The sequence below is a fragment of the Melioribacter sulfuriphilus genome, from assembly GCF_051488685.1.
Lineage (GTDB): Bacteria > Bacteroidota > Ignavibacteria > Ignavibacteriales > Melioribacteraceae > Melioribacter.
Genome location: NZ_JBPSEH010000010.1, coordinates 42,693 through 61,611 on the forward strand (window position 1 = coordinate 42,693; position 18,919 = coordinate 61,611).

11 protein-coding genes are annotated in these 18,919 nt (G+C 38.0%); 10 read left to right on the top strand and 1 reads right to left on the bottom strand.

Going from position 1 to position 18,919, the window contains the following annotated elements; all coding sequences use genetic code 11:
- Window position 1: 1 nt before the first annotated feature.
- Window positions 2-2,050, top strand: coding sequence for a bifunctional 3-deoxy-7-phosphoheptulonate synthase/chorismate mutase (locus tag ACSSV9_RS13180; protein ID WP_437347725.1), 2,049 nt, complete (start codon window positions 2-4; stop codon window positions 2,048-2,050).
- A gap of 1 nt (window position 2,051) precedes the next feature.
- Here the strand turns inward: ACSSV9_RS13180 and ACSSV9_RS13185 are convergent, their stop codons facing one another.
- Window positions 2,052-2,579, bottom strand: coding sequence for a hypothetical protein (locus tag ACSSV9_RS13185; protein WP_437347726.1), 528 nt, complete (start codon window positions 2,577-2,579; stop codon window positions 2,052-2,054).
- A gap of 78 nt (window positions 2,580-2,657) precedes the next feature.
- On the opposite strand from ACSSV9_RS13185, the gene ACSSV9_RS13190 reads away from it, so the two are divergent.
- From ACSSV9_RS13190 to ACSSV9_RS13230, 9 genes are all read left to right on the top strand, one after another.
- Window positions 2,658-4,106, top strand: a complete 1,449-nt coding sequence (locus tag ACSSV9_RS13190) for a PQQ-dependent sugar dehydrogenase (RefSeq protein WP_437347727.1) — start codon at window positions 2,658-2,660, stop codon at window positions 4,104-4,106.
- A gap of 187 nt (window positions 4,107-4,293) precedes the next feature.
- Complete coding sequence (locus tag ACSSV9_RS13195) at window positions 4,294-6,690, top strand: glycoside hydrolase family 94 protein (RefSeq protein ID WP_437347728.1); 2,397 nt, start codon at window positions 4,294-4,296, stop codon at window positions 6,688-6,690.
- 8 nt (window positions 6,691-6,698) lie between these two features.
- Window positions 6,699-7,658, top strand: a complete 960-nt coding sequence (locus ACSSV9_RS13200; protein ID WP_437347729.1) for a glycoside hydrolase family 130 protein — start codon at window positions 6,699-6,701, stop codon at window positions 7,656-7,658.
- Window positions 7,642-8,742 (top strand): carbohydrate-binding family 9-like protein, encoded by a 1,101-nt coding sequence (locus ACSSV9_RS13205; RefSeq protein ID WP_437347730.1) that lies wholly within the window; start codon window positions 7,642-7,644, stop codon window positions 8,740-8,742. Before ACSSV9_RS13200 ends, ACSSV9_RS13205 begins: the two co-directional genes overlap by 17 nt.
- A complete protein-coding gene (locus ACSSV9_RS13210; protein WP_437347731.1) occupies window positions 8,739-10,070 on the top strand; it encodes a glycoside hydrolase family 125 protein in 1,332 nt (443 codons plus the stop codon). The genes ACSSV9_RS13205 and ACSSV9_RS13210 overlap by 4 nt, the downstream gene beginning before the upstream one ends.
- A gap of 3 nt (window positions 10,071-10,073) precedes the next feature.
- Window positions 10,074-12,656 carry a glycoside hydrolase family 3 protein gene (locus ACSSV9_RS13215; protein ID WP_437347732.1) on the top strand — a complete coding sequence of 861 codons (2,583 nt, stop codon included), beginning with the start codon at window positions 10,074-10,076 and terminating at the stop codon, window positions 12,654-12,656.
- Window positions 12,657-12,832: 176 nt separating this feature from the next.
- Window positions 12,833-15,796: a TonB-dependent receptor gene (locus ACSSV9_RS13220; protein WP_437347733.1), complete on the top strand. Its 2,964-nt coding sequence runs from the start codon at window positions 12,833-12,835 to the stop codon at window positions 15,794-15,796.
- A 52-nt stretch (window positions 15,797-15,848) separates the two neighbouring features.
- Window positions 15,849-17,627 carry a T9SS type A sorting domain-containing protein gene (locus ACSSV9_RS13225; protein ID WP_437347734.1) on the top strand — a complete coding sequence of 593 codons (1,779 nt, stop codon included), beginning with the start codon at window positions 15,849-15,851 and terminating at the stop codon, window positions 17,625-17,627.
- Between the two features lie 95 nt (window positions 17,628-17,722).
- On the top strand, window positions 17,723-18,913 hold the full coding sequence (locus ACSSV9_RS13230; protein WP_437347735.1) for an MFS transporter: 1,191 nt from the start codon (window positions 17,723-17,725) through the stop codon (window positions 18,911-18,913).
- Window positions 18,914-18,919 lie beyond the last annotated feature (6 nt).

Consider the following 18,919-nt stretch of genomic DNA (forward strand, 5'->3'; position numbering starts at 1 on the left):
AATGCCAGCAAAAATAAAATATGATCTGAATACAATCCGAGAAAAAATCAACAAGATCGACGAGAATATTATTACTTTGCTTGCTGAAAGAAGGCAGCTGAGTAAGGAAGTAATACTTGCCAAAGAAAGTAACAAAGCACCCATCAGGGATCAAAAAAGAGAAGAAGAACTTTTAAAGAGACTCGTAAAACTGGGTAAAAAAGCCGGGCTGGACGCTAATTACGTGACAAAAGTTTATTACGAAATAATAGAAGATTCTGTACGGCTGCAGCAATCTTATATCCAAAAACTTCTAAATAAAGAAGAGGGCAAAAAAAAGCAGATAACAATTTCGATACAGGGAATTGAAGGTTCATACAGCTACTTAGCAACCCATAAATATTTCGCAGGGAGTGGATATAAACTTAACTTTTTATTTAAACGTAGATTCGACGAAGTAATTGAAGCAGCAGAAAAAGGAGAAGCAGATTTTGCCGTACTTCCGATTGAGAACACAACTTCGGGTGGAATTAACGAAGTCTACGACCTTCTGCTCCACACAACGCTTTCAATAGTTGGTGAAGAAAAATTTCAGGTTAAACATTGTTTCGTTGCACTGGAAGACGTACAACTCCAAAAAATAAAAAAAGTTTACGCGCATTATCAGGCTGTAGCGCAGTGCAGTAAATTCCTCGAACAAATCCCTAATGCTGCTCTGGAGTATTTCGACGATACAGCAATGTCGGTACAAAAAATTAAAGAAGAAGGAAATATTTATCACGCTGCCATTGCAAGCGAAGAAGCTGCCCGGCATTTCAAACTGAAAATTCTGAAAAAAGATATAGCCAATCAGCCCGGAAATTATACCAGATTTCTAATTGCTTCGAGAAAACCTTTGACGGTGGACGAAAGAATACCGTGCAAAACTTCAATTGTAATAGCTACTTCTCACACGCCCGGTTCGCTCGTAGACGCTCTGAGCGTATTCAGAAAGTATAATATCAATTTAACAAAACTCGAGTCCCGTCCCATTATTGGAAATCCGTGGGAAGAAATGTTCTATCTCGATTTCGAAGGAAATACGGCTAATGAAACAATACAGAAAGTACTGGACGAACTGGGGCAATACACCCGATTTATGAAAATACTGGGAACCTATCCTTCACAGGAGCTACAAAAAACACAACTTAATTTTGCCTTTATTGACAAAGATGAAAAAAGGGATCCTGCTGTCGCTCCAGCAGAAAAAAAGAGTGCTCCGATTATTAAAAAAACTTCCAGAAGTTATCGCCTTGCAAGCCGTGACTACAAAAATGAAGACACTATTATAAAAGTAAAAAATGTTGTAATTGGTGGAGATAATTTTGTTGTGATTGCCGGTCCCTGCTCGGTTGAAGGCGAAGAGATGATAATGAAATGTGCACTCGAAGTAAAAGAATATGGGGCTAATATTTTACGCGGTGGATGTTTCAAACCGCGCACGTCACCGTATAGTTTCCAGGGGCTCGGATATGAAGGACTTAAACTTCTTGAAGAAGCGGGTAAATATTATGGGCTTCCAATTATTACGGAAGTAATGGATACCGAACAGGTGGAAGAGGTTGCCAAACATTCCGATATACTTCAAATTGGCGCCAGGAATATGCAGAACTTTGCCCTGCTGAAAGAAGTAGGTAAGACTCACAAACCAATTATGCTCAAAAGAGGATTGAGCGCCTCAATCGACGAATGGCTCAATGCGGCAGAATATATCCTTTCGCAGGGAAACAGACAGGTAATTTTATGCGAACGTGGAATAAGAACTTTTGAAACCGCCACCCGCAATACTCTTGATTTAAGTGCAATCCCGGTTTTAAAGGAATTAACGCATTTACCTGTTATAGTCGATCCTTCGCATGCAATAGGTGAAAGAAATAAAGTCATTCCGCTTGCAAAGGCCGCCAAAGTTGTGGGAGCACACGGTATTATGGTTGAATTTCATCCCGACCCTCCGAACGCTTTGAGCGACCCCGATCAGGCGCTTTATTTTGAACAGTTCGAGTCGCTTATGAAAGAGCTTTATAAGCTTTGATTCAAAATTGATAAACATATAAAAGCAGCAAAGAAAAATAGACTGCATTAGTGCGGGTAAGTCCCAATCCGTAATCAATGCCGACCGCTAAACGTGAACGAGTTGTTGCCTTAATTCCTGCGTTTAAACTGAATGTAATTCCGGGTTCCCAGAAATCGACATCGGAAAAAGTGCGGTCGTTAATTGCTGCCAATCCAATTCCTTCCTCAACAAATGTGCGTCTGTAGAGATTTTGTTCCATTATAACTTTCAAGAAGAAAGATTTAATGAATGGATAGTACCTACCTTTACGATTTTCTGGCAGAAAATATTCGGCTTTTCTTGAAAATAAAATTCCTCCTCGTATGTTGATATAATCGGGCAAAAATATATCAGTATCGATAAATAAAGTGCTGCTTAAAGAACCAACAGAAACCGAATTCCCTTTAACTGTCCCACCGCCAGCACCGACGCCTATTTTAGTAATTTGAGCATGAATTGATGCTGCACTTAATAGGATGCAAATTAAGGAAAGTTTAATTATTTTCATTCTGTCTTCCTGTATATACTCTATCGATACCAATTCCGATTAAAAATTTGACTGTAAATTAATAAGAAAGGGGCTGATATGAAAAAATGGCTTTATTTATTTACCGTCGTGCTGTTTCTTTTGGGATGTGGCCAGAACAAAGCGCAGCTTAAAATTGAGCTTGCTTTTCCAAATATCGAAGTGGATTATCCAGTAGATATTCAAAATGCGGGCGATGGAAGCGACAGGATTTTTGTGGTTTCGCAGCCGGGAATTATTTATTCATTTGAGAACAAAAAAGATGCAAATTCCCCTAAAATTTTTCTCGACATAAGTCGAAAAGTCTTATTTGGCGGCGAGCAGGGATTACTGGGACTTGCTTTCCATCCCGACTTCGAGACCAATGGAGAATTTTTCGTGAACTATACGACAGATAACCCGAGAAGAACTGTGATATCGAGGTTTAAAACAAACGACGCACGTACTGAAGCAATAACCTCAAGCGAAGAAATTCTTTTAGAAATTCTGCAGCCATATTCGAACCATAATGGTGGTCAAGTTTTGTTTTGTAACGATGGTTATCTTTACATATCAACTGGTGACGGAGGTTCAGCCGGTGACCCTCAAAATAATGCCCAAAGCTTGAAGTCGCTACTCGGTAAAATATTACGAATTGATGTTGATAGAAAAGATGATGGGAAGAACTATTCGATACCTGCGGAGAATCCTTTTGTAAATAATCCCGATGCGCGCGGAGAAATCTATGCATACGGTTTACGCAATGTCTGGAGATTCAGCTACGACCCAATTACGAATTTACTCTGGGCTGCGGATGTGGGACAAAACAAATGGGAAGAAATTGATTTGATTGAAAAAGGAAAGAATTATGGCTGGCGTATTATGGAAGGTTTTCATTGTTATAATCCTTCGACTAATTGCGACACATCCGGCTTGACGACGCCAATATGGGAGTATGGTCACAATGAACAAGGTGGATGGTCGATAACTGGAGGATTTGTTTATCGCGGAAGCGACGCCGAAGAACTTATAGGGAAATATGTCTATGCCGATTTCGTTTCTGGAAATATCTGGTCTCTTGAATTTAATAATGGAGCAGTAAAAAATGAGTTGTTATTTGATACCGACTATGCCATTTCTACGTTTGGAGTAGATGAAAAGAATGAACTCTATTTTGCAAATTATACGAACGGTAGAATTTACAAATTTACAGGCTCGCCAGTTTCCGTCGGCAAAAATAGAATTCCTGCTGAAATTCAGATCAGTCAGAATTACCCAAATCCTTTCAACAGCAGTACTATTATCGATTATTATTTAGACAGTGGAAGTTATATTTCCTTAAAATTATATGATTTGGCGGGCAAAGAGGTGTCTCATCTCATCGACGAATACAAGTCTGAAGGTTGGCACAGATATCATTTTGATACTCGTGACCTGAAGGTTAAATTAGCAAGCGGAGTTTATTTTTACAAATTCACCACTTCTCGTCAACAAAATGGTATCGTAAGGAAGATAGTTTTTTTGAAATAAGCTGTTAAAGAATATAATATTTTTTATTATAAAAATAACTCTCCTTAGTTTAATGACGCTTATGCTAAATAATTAACTAAAAAGTAAATTAATACTTGCTATTTTGTGAACTAAAGTCTAATTTTACAGTTAGTTATTTTTGCAAAAAAATATACTTAATTTTAATTTTCTTATTTGGAGTTCGGGAATGAATTATGGTAATTTTTCTGAAGACGGTAAGGAGTATATAATTACCAATGTTAAAACACCCACGCCGTGGATAAATTATATTTATAATGGCGAATATTTTTCCACTATTTCTAATAATGCGGGCGGTATCAGTTACATTAAAAGTCCATTGCATGGGAGAATAACAAGATATCGAATTAATGACGTACCATCGGACCGCCCCGGAAAATATATTTATGTAAAAGACGTAGAAACCGGAAAAGTCTGGACGCTAAGCTGGCAGCCCGCAGGTGAAAATCCAGAGAACTACAAAGTTATTCATGGTCTGGGATATACTACTATCGAATCGTTTGTGGAAGGTATCCATGCACGTGTTACTTATTTTGTTCCCTTGAATAATAATCATGAAATCTGGAATATCGTTCTTACTAATAAGTCGGGGAAAAAACGTCGTTTATCCTTAACGGGCTATGTCGAGTTTGCTCTGGGGCATGGGCTTATTGACCTTATCAATCAGTGCGACGACCAGCATTTTAATAGGGCATATTTTGATAAAAATTTAAATTCCCTTTTTGCTACAAAGACCTACTGGGTTACAGAGACTAATGGTACTCAACAACAAGAAAATAAAGAATGGAATCAATGGGCATTTTTTACGTCAAATTTCCCGATTGAAAAATATGAGACACTTCGTGAAAGATTTCTCGGCTTTTATAATAATGAATCGAATCCACAGGCAATAATGGACGATAAATTTTCAAACCTAAATACGGACTATGGAAATGTTGTGGGTGCTATTAATGTAAAAGTAGAACTTGATGCAAACAGCCAAGAGAACGTAGTCTTTTCGTTGGGTGTACTTCCTAAAGAAACTTTTGAAGAACGGAAAAAAGAAATTCCGAAAATTATACAAAAAAATTACATCGAAAATTCTTTCAAAGAAATTCAAAATTACTGGTTAAAATTTCTGCAGCATACTCAGGTTGAAACTCCCGATAAAAACGTAAATATCTTTATGAATTATTGGGTGCCGTATCAGGCTAAAGTTGCTTTTGATATTGGAAGAGTGGCAAGTTATTATTATTGGGGAATTAGCAGAGGGTATGGTTTCAGGGACACCTCGCAGGACGTAATAGCAGTTACAATTGCGCACCCTGAAAAGGCTAAAGAGCGTATCTTGCTCTTATCCAGGCAAATGTTTTCTGACGGAAGGGTATATCATCATTTTTATGACGATGGGAAAGGAGAATTGACCCGTCATTGCGATGATCCCGGCTGGTACATTCTTGCTGTAACAGAATATATAAAGGAGACGGGCGACTTTTCAATTTTACGAGAAAATGTTTCTTTCGTAGATAAAAAGGAAGGTACAGTTGAGGATCATTTACTGGTCGTCGTTAATTTCATGAAAAATAATCTGGGACGTCACAGTTTACCTATCTTCGGAAGAGGAGATTGGAACGATACACTCGATTACATTGGTGGTGACGATGGTGGAGAAAGTGTCTGGGGTGCTATGTTCTATGTCGCAATGCTCAATAAACTTATTGAACTTTTCCAATTCCTTAATGTAGATGATATAACGGATATTGTAAAACTACGTGATGAGATAAGAAAAAATATTGAGCAGTTTTGCTGGGATGGAGAATGGTTTATTAGAGCTTTCGGAAATGGAGGTATGGTCATCGGTTCAAATAAATCAAAAGAAGGGAAAATATTTATAAATACTCAAAGCTGGGCTGCTATTTCCAATTTAAACGACAAATCGAAAGTAAAACGATCACTCGAAAGCGTTAAAAAATATCTCGATAGCGAGTACGGTCCAAAAATTTGTGCTCCAGCCTTTAAATCAATTAATCCTAATATTGGTTTGATTACCAGATGTGTTGCTGGTAAAAAAGAAAACGGCGCTGTTTTCTGTCATCCCGTCACCTGGTTAATACAAGCTGAATGTATAATGAGAAACGGCAATAGAGCCTATGATTATTTCAGTAAACTATTGCCGAACCGCATTGACTCGGATATTTATCAGGCCGAACCGTATGTCTATTCTCAATATATTACGAGTGACGAACATTCTTCTCCCGGAAAAGCGAGCCATTCCTGGCAAACCGGAACGGCAGCGTGGATGTACCGAATCTTTTATGATTATATCGCTGGAATACGTCCTGATTACGATGGCTTAATTGTCGACCCTGTAATCCCTGCTTCGTGGGATTTTATCCGCGTTGAAAGGATCTTCAGAGGAACTAAATATATTATCGAGGTGGAAAATCCTGACGGCGTTCAATCGGGTATTTCTTATATTATGCTTGACGGTAAAGAAATTGTAGGAAATAAATTGCCTTTGACTAAAAATAAAATTTGTCGAGTAAAAGTTTTAATGGGAAAAACTATAGAAACCATAAATAAATAGAGACACTTATGCTTGTTCGATACGAACGAAATCCTATTATTACAAGAAAAGATATTCCTGCAGTCAACCGTCAACTATATGATGTATCTTCAGTTTTTAATCCCGGTGCGATTAAATTTAATGATAAGTATTTACTCATTCTTAGAGTTCAAACCAGGGGCAGAGAAACTTTTCTTATGAAAGCCCTTAGCGATGATGGAATTAATTTTGAAGTCGATCGTTCCATCATTAAGTTCGAGGGCATCGAGAAGGTTAAGGATAAAATCTACCACATCTACGATACTCGAATTACTAAAATTGGCACACATTATTATTTGATGTTTGCAATGGATATGGACGCTGGTTGCCGTCTCGGTTTGGCAAGAACTGAAGACTTCGATAATTATGAATTTTTAGGCATTGTTTCGCAAGACGATTCCAGGAATGGAGTCCTTTTCCCTGAAAAAATTAACGGAAAGTTTTTACGTTTTGAGCGCCCAAACAGTGTAAAACTGAAAGGTGGGCCAACAACGGGAAACACAATTTATTTATCTGAATCCGACGACCTGATTAATTGGAAATACGTAGAACCTGTTATGTCAGGTAGATTTCACTATTGGGACGAAAATATCGGATCGGGACCTCCACCAATTAAAACCAAAGAAGGCTGGATTCATGTTTATCACGGCGTAGCTACTCATTTTTCGAGTTCAAATATTTATCAAGCTGGTGTTTCTTTGCACGACCTGAATAATCCAGCAAAAGTTATTGCACGTGGCAGCTTGAATATACTTGAACCGAGAGAAATGTATGAAATGGTTGGTCAGGTCCAGAATGTTTGTTTCCCCTCAGGTGTGATAGTTGAAAAAGATAAAGACGGGTATGCTTTACCGGACAGCAAAGTATTAATCTATTACGGCGCGGCCGATACTGTTGTTGCACTTGCATTTACAACTATTGAGGAGCTTATTGATGCCGCTAAGATTTAATCTGAATATGTGTCTTATTCCTGTCGTAATTTTTAACTCATTCTTGTTTAGTCAATCACTTCCCCGCCCAATTATAGAATTTAATCCTCGACATTATATCGTCTATCGTACTGATGAAAAAATTACAGTTGACGGTTCGCTTGACGAAAAATGCTGGGCTTCAGCTCTCTGGACTGAAGATTTTATTGATATCGAAGGTACTATACGCCCTCATCCTAGATTCAAAACCCGTGTTAAGATGCTGTGGGACGATAAATATTTTTATATTGCCGCTGAACTGGAGGAACCTGATATTTGGGCGACATTAAAAAACCGCGACGACATTATATTTTATGATAACGACTTTGAAATCTTTATAGACCCTGATGGCGATAGCCATCGTTATCTGGAATTTGAAATGAATGCTTTAAATACAGTTTGGGATCTACTTCTTATCGAACCATACAGAGATGGTGAAAAAGTTGCACTGCACAATTACGATATTAAGGGACTCAAAACAGGAGTTAAAATATTTGGAACACTTAATAAACCGGGTGATATTGACAGTTGCTGGACAGTTGAAGTTGCATTTCCGTGGAGCGCTTTCAGTGAAATTACGGAATTAGAATTGCCTCCGCGCGATAAAGATCAATGGAGAATTAATTTTTCAAGAGTAGAATGGAAAACAACCATAAATGATAATAAGTATGAAAAGACAATTAATCCTGAAACAGGTAAATCTTATCCCGAAGACAACTGGGTCTGGAGTCCGCAGGGCGTAATTAATATGCATTATCCGGAAATGTGGGGTTTTATTCAATTCTCAACTAGCACCGCAAATACTAAAAATATCGAATTCTCATTTGATGAAATCGAGAAAATTAAATGGTTATTACGACAGATCTATTATGCACAGAGGGAATTTTATGAAAAAAACAAAAGGTATTGTGATGATCTCTCGCTTCTCCAGATAGCTGATATAAATCGTTATGGTGTGACTCTCGAAGCTACGACAAATTTATACGAAGTCTCAGTTAAACTTAACGCTAATTCTTTTCTGCGAATTACTCAGGATGGATTAATTAAAATTATTACAAAAAAATGATACGACGCCCGACCTATAATAACAGATGTTTTCACAGTGCTGCAGTGGATGAATTAATTGAAAACATGCGCAGTAAAATTGCTGATAAAGAGATTGCCGATTTGTTTGCCAACTGTTTTCCTAATACTCTGGATACCACAGTTAAATTTGAGATTAAAGACAATGTCCCGGATACTTTTATTATAACCGGCGATATAAATGCTATGTGGTTACGAGATTCTACTGCGCAGGTATGGCATTATTTACCTCTTGTTAAACAAGATTCGAGATTGGAACAATTAATTCTCGGACTTTTGAACAGGCAGTTAAAGTTTGTTCAAATAGATCCCTATGCAAATGCTTTTAATGATGCCGCAAAAGAAAGCGTTTGGAGCGGCGACCTGACAGAAATGAAATCCGAAGTATATGAGCGTAAATGGGAATTAGATTCACTCTGCTATGTTATTCGGCTTGCATACGGCTTTTATAAAACAACCAACAATAAAAAGTATTTTTCAAATGATTGGAAAAAATCATTCGAATTAATTGTTAGAACCTTCAAAGAGCAACAACGCAAACATGATAAAGGTCCTTATAAATTTGGAAGAATTACTTCCTGGAGTACAGATACCGTACCAGGAGACGGGTACGGAAATCCAATAAAACCAAACGGGATGATTGTCTCGATATTTAGACCCTCCGACGATGCCACTATATTTCCTTTTCTTGTCCCTTCGAATTTGTTTGCAATAAAATCGTTGCGACAGCTTGCTGAAATTTATAGAGAAATCTATGGAGATTCTGAAGCAGCAAGTGAAGCGACTGAATTAGCTGATGAAATTGAAGTAGCTGTTTATAAATTTGCCGTCAAGGAGCACCTCAACTACGGGAAAATATTTGCTTACGAAATTGACGGATTCGGCAATTGTTTGTTCATCGACGACGCCAATATACCAAGCTTACTTTCTTTGCCATACCTTGGTATCGTTTCTTATAATGACGAAATATATCTGAATACCCGAAAATTTATCTTCAGTGAAAATAATCCATACTACTTCGTAGGAAAGGCAGGCGATGGTGTAGGAAGTCCCCACACACTGCTTAATAGAATTTGGCATCTTTCCATTATAATGAGAGCACTTACAAGCAATAATGAAGATGAAATTATTCATTGCCTAAAATTGCTAAAGGCAACACACGCCGAAACATGGTTTATGCATGAGTCCTTCAACAAGGATAACCCTTATGACTATACCAGATCCTGGTTTGCCTGGGCTAATTCACTCTTTGGAGAATTAATATTAAAGATTAACAACGAATATCCTGAATTGTTAAAAAAGACTTATTGATATATGAGAAAGTATTTATTCGTACTGGTTTTAATTTCAGTAAATTTATTTGCTCAGGATCTATCCGATTATTTGGACGTAAGTCTTCCTTTCGAAGAGAGAGTGGATGACCTTTTGAAGCGATTGACACTGGATGAAAAAATTTCGTTGATGGTACATCAATCGAGTGCAGTCGAACGTCTCGGAATTCCTCAATATAATTGGTGGAACGAAGCATTGCACGGAGTGGCAAGGAACGGAAGAGCTACTGTTTTTCCAATGCCAATAGGCATGGCTGCAACATGGGATAGAGATCTTATTTATCGGATAGCTGATGTTATTTCCACCGAAGCTCGTGCAAAGTATAACATGGCATTAAAAAAGAATCAAAGAGGTATTTATCAGGGCTTATCTTTGTGGGCTCCAAATATTAATATTTTTCGAGACCCACGCTGGGGACGAGGTATGGAAACCTATGGCGAAGATCCATACCTTACGGGTGAACTGGCTGTAAGTTTTATTAGAGGATTACAAGGCCAGGACGAAAAATACCTTAAGACAATTGCTACACCGAAACATCTCGCCGTTCATAGCGGACCGGAGCCAGAAAGACATCATTTTAATGCACTTGTAGACGACTACGACTTAAATGAAACATATCTACCTCACTTTAAAAAAGCAATTACTGTTGGTAAAGCTTATTCTGTAATGTGTGCTTACAACCGCCTCAGAGGAAAAGCATGTTGTGGTAACGATACACTGCTGATTGATATTTTGAGGAAGAAATGGGGCTTTAAAGGGATCGTTGTTTCAGATTGCTGGGCAGTATATGATATCTTTAACTCGCATAAAATAGTTGATTCGCCTGAAAAAGCTGCGGCTTTGTCTGTAGTTGCAGGAACTGATCTGGAGTGTGGAAATACGTTCCTCTCCTTAAAGAAAGCTTACGAGGAAGGATTTATAACCGATAAGGAGATTGATTCAGCATTAAGTCGGGTACTCCTTGCTCGTTTTAAGTTGGGCATGTTCGATCCACCCGAATTAGTACCTTATTCCAAGATCGACGAATCTTACATTGAAAATAGTTACAGTAGAGAACTAGCTCTGGAGGCTGCTCGTAAGTCGATCGTGTTGCTCAAAAACGAGAATAACCTGCTACCTCTGGATTCAAATATTAAAAAAGTTGCTGTCATAGGTCCTAATGCCAATAATCTGGAGTCGTTGCTTGGCAATTATCACGGCTTCCCTTCAGAATTTGTGACTCCTCTACAAGCAATTAAGAGTGTTTTAAGAAATGGTAAAGTTTTCTATGAAAAAGGATGTGACTTTGCCCCTGGAGTCCCATCATTTGAAGTGATTGAATCATCTTTCCTATTTAGCGACAGCAACTTAACTACAGTAGGTCTAAATGGAGAATATTTTAATAACGCCGAACTGAGAGGGGATCCGACATTAATAAGAAACGATAAAATAATTGATTTTCGCTGGCTGGATACTTCTCCCGCTGATGATATTAATCCTGATAGTTTCAGTGTTAGATGGACAGGATACGTTATACCACCGATTACTGGCAACTATCAAATAGCTGGATATGGTTATAATGACTTTAAGATTTTTATAGAAGATTCTTTGATTGCGAGTTTCAGAGGAGAGTTTGACCCCGAAATTACTTATGGAAGTTATAATTTTAAAAAAGGAAGACCGTATAAAATTAGATTAGAATTCGTAAGAAGAGAAAGATACGGCTTTATACAATTGCTTTGGTCGATTCCATATGATGACCTTGAAGATAAAGCAATTAAGGCTGCTTTGAAATCAGATGTAGTTCTAATGTTTATGGGCCTGTCACCAAGGATGGAAGGAGAGGCATTAAAAATCGATGTGGACGGTTTCAAAGGTGGCGACCGACTAAAATTATCTTTGCCAAATAATCAGTTGAACTTAATTAAAAAAGTTCATTCTACTGGGAAACCGGTAATACTGGTTTTGCTTAACGGTGGTCCTATTTCGGTCGAGTGGGAAAGTAAAAATATTCCTGCAATATTAGAAGCCTGGTATCCCGGTCAAGCGGGAGGACAGGCTATAGCAGACATACTATGGGGAAAGTATAATCCTTCTGGTAAGCTACCGGTTACAATTTATAAGTCTGAAAATGACCTGCCTCCTTTTGAAGATTACTCAATGCTTGGTAGGACTTATCGTTATTTCAAAGGGGAAGTTCTTTATCCTTTCGGTTGGGGATTGACTTATTCTGAAATTGTTATTTCAAAAGTAGAATTATCAGCTGATTATATTTCTGAGAGGGACAGTATTAAGGTTGTAGCCTGGTTGAAAAACAACGGCAAATATGAAGGTGAAGAGACAGTACAATTATACACCAAAGCGAAAAACGATAATCGTGCTCTAAAGACATTAATTGGTTTTAAAAAAATTAGATTGGAGTCTGGTAAGAAAGGCAAAGTGGAATTTAATCTGAGTAAGGAAAATTTAGTCCGTTGGGTTGATGGTCTTGGTTTTCAAGTTATGCCGGGGAAATATGAATTAATAGCGGGTTTATCTTCGGGCGATAATAAGTATATCAAAGAAATTAAAGTTAATTTAAAATAATAAAAAACGTTAAAGTTTATTCATAAGTAAAATTAATTAGCCCAATTATTACCCTGTACATAAAAAAATATTGTGTTTATTATTTTTATTGCTTCTTATTTTTAATAAGTTTATTTTTATTACGAAAAAACAAAGAGACAATATAAGGCACAGTTGATAATTATTAAGAGGTAAATATGAAGATTAAAACTTATCTTAGCGGGAGATTTGTAATCTTATTATTACTTGCCTTCTCAGGTTTTGCTTACGCAGCGGGTGGTAGAGTAAAAGGCAAAGTTCAGGATGCACAAACCAACGAACCGCTCCCCTTTTGCAACGTCATTCTTTTAGGAACAAGTTTTGGCAGTGCTACCGACTTTGACGGAATCTATCAAATTAATGCTGTTCCACCCGGTAAATATATCCTCAAGGCTACTTTTATTGGATATAAACCGGAAGAAGTATCGATTGAAGTTAAAGAAGGAAAGACTACTGAATATAATTTCCATCTTTCAGCAGAGTCGGTCTATGGCGACACTATTGTTATAACTGCACAGGCAGAAGGGCAGGCAAAAGCGATCAACGAACAATTGACCTCCATAACTATTAAGAATGTAGTTTCTTTTGCAAAAATACGAGAACTACCCGATGCAAATGCAGCAGAGTCCGTAGCACGTTTACCTGGCGTATCTCTAATAAGAACGGGTGGCGAAGGTTCGCGTGTTGTTGTTCGAGGTCTTTCTCCTCAATATAATAGAGTAACTGTCGACGGTGTCGAGCTGCCTGCCAATGTTACTTCGAACGATCCAAACGAACATCGCTCGGAATTTAAAGCTGGTGATGAACTCTCCCTCAGCGGCGACCGGGCAACTGACCTGAGTATGATTTCATCAAATATGCTCGGGGGTATTGAGGTGGTCAAAGCAATTACTCCGGATATGGATGCTACTCTACTTGGTGGAGTCATTAATTTCTCTATGCGAAAAGCTATTAAAACTACGACAGGTAAACCTTCCTTCGAATTATTTACACAAGGCTCTCACAACAGCCTGAAGAATACTAACGACGACTATAAATTTGTCGCATCCTATGAGCAAAGATTTTGGAATAATAGTTTCGGTATTTTCGCACAGGGCTCTGCTGAAGATAGAAATCTCAGCGCAAACGAACTTTCTGCCGATTATAACTTTGCTGGAAAACTGAATATTACAGATGAAGGCGAACCAGAATTTCGCTCTATGACTCTAACCGATGTTCTCAGAGATCGTAAACGATACGGCGCCACAGTTGTACTCGATTATAAGTACAGCAATGGCAGCATCGGTTTTATGAATTTCTTTAGCAGAAGTAATACGAAAACTATCTCAAGAAAGGAATCATACCACTTATTGGACGACGACCTTTTTTATTCCGCTACTAATTCTGAAAATAATCTCGACATTCTAAGTAATCTTTTAAGCATATCTCACTCTTTAGCAGGATTTGGTATTGAACTTCGCCTTTCGCATTCTTATTCAAAAACCACTTACCCCAACGACGTAAGTTTTAACTTCTGGCAGAATGGGGCAGGCTTCGAAAATAAATTTACTCTCTTGAGATATCAACGTCCCCAGGTTATTGCTTCAAATATTATTTACGACCCCGAAGATGCTGTCTTTTTTGATATTTACAATATCGATAATATTTCTAAGGATAGAACATATAACGGTACACTCGATATAATTAGAGATATAACGATCAGTAAATTAGTCAATGCAAAAATTAAATTCGGTGGTGCCTATCAGTATCGAAAAAGATCGTATGACTATAACCAGAGCAGTGGCTCAGTATTTTATGATGATGGAGGACAGGTTGCCGCAGCAGTAATGAACGCCTTTCCTCAATTTGGTACAAGTATTACTTTCGCCGATTTTATCGACTCGTCTTACAGTTACGGAGAATTCCTGAGCGGAGATTACCAGCTGGGGCCACCTTTGAATGTTGACCTGATGATGCAGGTAATCGAAGTTGCAAAGAAAAATCCTGGTGCTGGAAACGGAGGCGGGTATAAACCTCATAAATTATCTTCGATACTTTATGATTATTCCGGACATGAAGTCAAAAGCGCTGCTTACTTTATGACTTCAATAAATTTCGGTCAGAAAATCTCGTTTATCCCTGGCGTGCGATATCAGAATTTAACTACAACTTATCGGGGTATTCGAGGCGAACAAATTCCAGGCGATATTCAATATACCGAAGCCGAAGAAACTCAATCGCACGGTTATTGGCTGCCCATGGTTCATTTAAGGTACAAACCGACGGATTGGCTACAATTTCATTTCGCTTATACAAACACTTTGAACTATCCTGATTATAATTCTATAATTCCCAGATACTATATCGGTACGAATTATATCCTTTATAACAACTATAGATTAAAACCTGCACGGTCTGAAAACTTCGATGCTATTATGTCGATCTATGCCAACGAAATAGGTTTATTCTCAATTGGAGGATTTAAGAAACAAATTAAAGATCTCGTATTCCCTACAAAAACCTATCCGCAAGATTTCAGTGCTTACCCCGAGTTGCAAGAAAAACTTAAGAATAGAACCGAGAGCTTTGCGCTTTACACATATATAAACAATCCGATCCCAATTGATCTGGTAGGCATTGAAGGAGAATGGCAGGCACACTTCTGGTATTTACCCGAACCGTTAACCGGTCTTGTGTTTAATATTAATTACACACATATTTTCTCCGAAGCCGATTATCCGAAAACTTACTTAATAACGATTCTCGATGAAAATTACATCCAGCACACTGTAAGTGTTGATACCTCCTATTCTGACCGTTTGCTCTATCAGCCGAATGACATCATTAATGTTGCTCTTGGTTATGATTACAAAGGCTTTTCCTTCAGAGTATCAATGCTTTATCAGGATAACATTTTCAAGCGGCCCGACTTCTGGTATCAAAACCGAGTTCACTCTGACAAATATGTTAGGTTCGATTTGTCATTTAAACAAGAATTGCCCTGGTACGGAATACAAATTTATCTGAATATAAACAATTTGACGGGTGAAGATGACATCGATATAAATCAAAAAACAAAGTACGTAACAAATCAGCAAAGATACGGTATGATGGCTGATTTAGGAATGCGTTTAAGATTTTAGAAATTATGCCCATTAAGTGGCTTAAATTAAAACACATAATAGGAGGAATGATATGAAAAAGCTGTACGCTTTCTTGATTGCCATCGGAGTCCTTTCTCTCTTGGCATTCCAGGTTGAAGTTGTGGCACAATCAACTACCGATACTGTTTATATTCCTGGTTCCCAGTCTCTGCAGATCAGTAACATAATCAATGCTGACACTGCAGTTTCTGAGTATCGTGTCTACGTGCTCGACAGAGGCGCTATCTATTATATCGAAAAAGCTTTCGAAATTAACAGGTCATGTAAGTTTATTGCGAAGGGGGATGTTACAAAAAGACCACCAGTACTGGCACCTGCAATCCGTGCCGACGGTACTTCTGAGGAGTGGTTTTTCAAGTTTATTAAGAAGGGGATAAAAGTAGAATTAAACGACTTATATCTTCTTTCGATGAGGTCAGATGGCAAGACTTTAGGATGGAGCCGTGCAATTCATATCGGCGCAGATAGCATCTGGCTTAAACTTCGTCGCGTTGTATTCGACGCCTTTACAGAAGCCGGCATACGTGTTGACGGTGCAAAATTCGTTAAACTCGATGTTCAGGATTGTCATTTCAGAAACTTTATTCATTCGACTTCCTATTTCGGTGGCCAACCTTTCTTGTCAGGCGGGCTTGATCATCCAGACAGCACAATCTTTATTAACAATACTTTCTTCGCTTGCAATTCATACATCTTTTCAATACGCGGATACGATCCGTATTCAGTATTCGAACATAATACTGTTGTTTATTCTGTAGTTAATCCGTTCTTAATAAGACAGGCTTCAAACTTATACATGAAGAATAATCTTTTCTATGCTGCGCATGCTTGGGGTGGCGATCCTGAACAAGTAATACAGGGTTGGTTCTTTAATTATCCAGATACTGTATCTTCAAGTATTTATAGAATAAGAAAAAAAGGTGTTTATAACGGTCACGAAATGACTGGACCGGAAGCATACGTCGATTCCGCAAGAGGTATTTACATTGACTTGTTCGATCCCAGCAAACGTGTTCATGTTGCTCAAAACAATGCTTACTTCAATCCGCAAAAATTAGTTAAATTCTATAATGACTGGAACGATACAGTTACAATTGCCGATAGCGTCGTTATGTTAGATGATTCAAAACAATATCTGGTAAGAAAACTTACAATGGCAAGATGGATTAACGATCTGAGCCAATGGTGTTTGGATTCTCTGACAAATCCAGCTTCGTGGGATTATTCACCGTATATTTCTGTTCAGAATAATTTAGAAGCTGACCCCGTTTTTACAGATCAGGGAGTTGTAAATCATATTGACAGTTTAGTTGCTTATGTTCGTAGAATTGCTTCGAGAAAACTTGACAATCCCTGGCATTATGAATTGAATTTCCCACCCAAGTGGCCATTGCCAGAAAATCTTGCTTATTCGAATTCAATACTACAACATGCTGGTACAGACGGCTTTGCAATCGGTGACCTAAACTGGTTCCCTGAACAAAAAAATCTATGGCTTACAGGAGTAGATGAAATTAGTCCAGAAATACCAAATGAATTTACACTTTCAGAAGCATATCCGAATCCATTTAATCCGACGACAAAGATCAATTTCAGTCTTACTAAATCTTCAAATGTAACATTAAATGTATATAATATTCTCGGACAAAAAATTAGGACACTCATCGACCAGAAGATGTCACCGGGAACATATTCGGCCACCTGGAATGGAAGAGATGATTTTGGCAGACAGGTAGCAAGCGGTGTCTATTTCATCGGTTTGGAATCCGAGTCGTTCCGTGCATTCAGAAAAATTGTTTTGATGAAGTAGCCTCCTCCAAATGCAACAATAAAGCCAGCCGCAAAGCATTGACGGCTGGCTGATTATTTTTACAAATCGAATATATCAATAATGTGGATATTGCTATGAAATCAAGAGCGCTACCAGTTTTTCTGGCATTCTTATGTATGGGATTTGGCGATGTTGTAGGTCCCCTTGTTGGTTTGGCTAAGGACAGTTTTAGCCTTTCTTATACAATGGCTCAATTAATACCGTTTACTGGTTTTATCATGTTTGGAATTTTATCGATTCCAGTAGGAATAATCCAGGATAGAAAGGGAAGAAAGTATGTACTCATACTCGGTCTTTCGGTTGCATTAATTGGATTATTGCTGCCTGTATTTAACGGTATGTACGGCATGCCAGTAAGCTTGTCTTCGGTAGGTAAGTTTGATTTCTTTGTTGTATTGGCGTCGATATTACTTCTATGTGCTGGGGCAACAATTTTACAGGTGGTTGGGAATCCGATAATGAGAGACGTTTCACCTGAAGGGGCTTATTCGAGAAACTTATCGCTCGCACAATCATTGAAAGCTGTTGGTTCTTCGATGGGATTTTTAATCCCTCCTTTTGTAGCTTATGCTTTTAATATGGAGTGGACAATTTTGTTCCCTCTTTTTGCTTCTTTGATTTTAGTTACATTGTTAATAACAGCAAGAACAGACATTCACGAAAAAGAACATAAAGAAGTACCAGCATCAATTAAATCGTGTTTTGAACTATTAAAAAATCCGTATGTCTTAATGATGGTGTTTGCGATATTTCTTTATGTAGGTGCTGAAGTGTCGATGAGCGCTGGCGTTCCGATTTTGTTAAAAGAAAAATTCGAAATAGCTGGATTTAGTTTATGGATCAGCTGGTCTTTGTTTTTTCTACCAATTATCGTAGGCAGATTTTTAGGTTCTCTTATACTCAAAAAAATTGAAGCGCACAAGTTTCTCAAATTTACTGTAACCATTTCGTTTATTGGTCTGATGTTAATGTTTACTGGTATTACTCAATTTACCTTTACGGGCATTGTCCTTGCTGGATTGGGTTTCTCGAATATATTCCCATTGGTTTTTTCGATAACGATTGAAAGAATGCCCGAGAGATCTAATGAGTTGTCGGGGCTAATGGTTACTGCAATCGCTGGAGGTGCGGTTGTATCGTTAATAATGGGAGTTGTAAACGATCTAAGTGGGGTGCTTACTGGATTTATTGTCCCGTTGTTATGCATAATTTACATCGGGATTGTATCCGTTTTCAACACAAGAATAAATTTTGTTGTGAAATAATAAGAA

Excerpts from the sequence above, each read along its gene's own strand:
- ACSSV9_RS13190 (WP_437347727.1), top strand. The coding sequence starts at position 2,658 with ATGAAAAAATGGCTTTATTTATTTACCGTCGTGCTGTTTCTTTTGGGA.
- ACSSV9_RS13185 (WP_437347726.1), bottom strand. The coding sequence starts at position 2,579 with ATGAAAATAATTAAACTTTCCTTAATTTGCATCCTATTAAGTGCAGCA.
- ACSSV9_RS13225 (WP_437347734.1), top strand. The coding sequence starts at position 15,849 with ATGAAAAAGCTGTACGCTTTCTTGATTGCCATCGGAGTCCTTTCTCTC.
- ACSSV9_RS13210 (WP_437347731.1), top strand. The coding sequence starts at position 8,739 with ATGATACGACGCCCGACCTATAATAACAGATGTTTTCACAGTGCTGCA.
- ACSSV9_RS13215 (WP_437347732.1), top strand. The coding sequence starts at position 10,074 with ATGAGAAAGTATTTATTCGTACTGGTTTTAATTTCAGTAAATTTATTT.
- ACSSV9_RS13195 (WP_437347728.1), top strand. The coding sequence starts at position 4,294 with ATGAATTATGGTAATTTTTCTGAAGACGGTAAGGAGTATATAATTACC.
- ACSSV9_RS13200 (WP_437347729.1), top strand. The coding sequence starts at position 6,699 with ATGCTTGTTCGATACGAACGAAATCCTATTATTACAAGAAAAGATATT.
- ACSSV9_RS13230 (WP_437347735.1), top strand. The coding sequence starts at position 17,723 with ATGAAATCAAGAGCGCTACCAGTTTTTCTGGCATTCTTATGTATGGGA.
- ACSSV9_RS13220 (WP_437347733.1), top strand. The coding sequence starts at position 12,833 with ATGAAGATTAAAACTTATCTTAGCGGGAGATTTGTAATCTTATTATTA.
- ACSSV9_RS13180 (WP_437347725.1), top strand. The coding sequence starts at position 2 with ATGCCAGCAAAAATAAAATATGATCTGAATACAATCCGAGAAAAAATC.
- ACSSV9_RS13205 (WP_437347730.1), top strand. The coding sequence starts at position 7,642 with ATGCCGCTAAGATTTAATCTGAATATGTGTCTTATTCCTGTCGTAATT.